This window comes from Shewanella sp. 10N.286.52.E4 (assembly GCF_041468785.1).
Classification (GTDB): Bacteria; Pseudomonadota; Gammaproteobacteria; order Enterobacterales; family Shewanellaceae; genus Shewanella; species Shewanella electrodiphila.
This window is the reverse complement of record NZ_JBFRJJ010000058.1, coordinates 1-665: the sequence shown is the minus strand read 5'-3', so window position 1 is coordinate 665 and position 665 is coordinate 1. Positions and strand designations below refer to the sequence as shown.

Here is a 665-nt window from a genome sequence, read left to right as displayed (position 1 = left end):
ACAGTAGAACAGTAGAACAGGCTATAAATACCTTTATTGAAATGAATAACAACCTCTTTATTGCTTAGTGGCATATCCACTGCTTGAGGAAGGTAGAACTATGTTTAAAAGAGGAATTAAGTAAACCTGTGAGCGGCTGTTGTTGAGAGTTAGTAAAATCCTAATCATAGTTTAAAAACATCACTATAAGTGTATAACGGGTAAACTGCTCTATTAATATATGATCAATATGATGGATGGTTATAACGCTTTGAAATGGCCTACTTTGTTACCCTTAGCATGTATTCCACACTATCTATTAACTAAGTGGCCGTTTGAATAAGCTCAAATTTCAAACACAAAAAAGCCCGTTACGTAAGTAACGGGCTATCTGCTCTCATAAAGAGAAAATTAGCGTCTGGGAATGACCTACTTTCACATGGGGAGACCCCACACTATCATCGGCGCGATTGCGTTTCACTACTGAGTTCGAGATGGGATCAGGTGGTACCACAATGCTATTGTCCCCAGACAAATCTGGTTTTAAAGATGGTGCTGATACCCAGAATCGAACTGGGGACCTCATCCTTACCAAGGATGCGCTCTACCGACTGAGCCATATCAGCATGATCTTGCTCAAGATTACTTGTCAGTAATTTAAGACTTAAATTAGGCGCTTGGCGATG

Annotated in this window: 1 tRNA gene and 1 rRNA gene; both read right to left on the bottom strand. The window is 39.8% G+C overall.

The features are described from left to right. Positions 1-395: 395 nt before the first annotated feature. Positions 396-511 (bottom strand): 5S ribosomal RNA (gene rrf / locus AB4153_RS20585). An 18-nt stretch (positions 512-529) separates the two neighbouring features. Beyond that, positions 530-605 (bottom strand) — tRNA-Thr (locus AB4153_RS20580). Positions 606-665 lie beyond the last annotated feature (60 nt).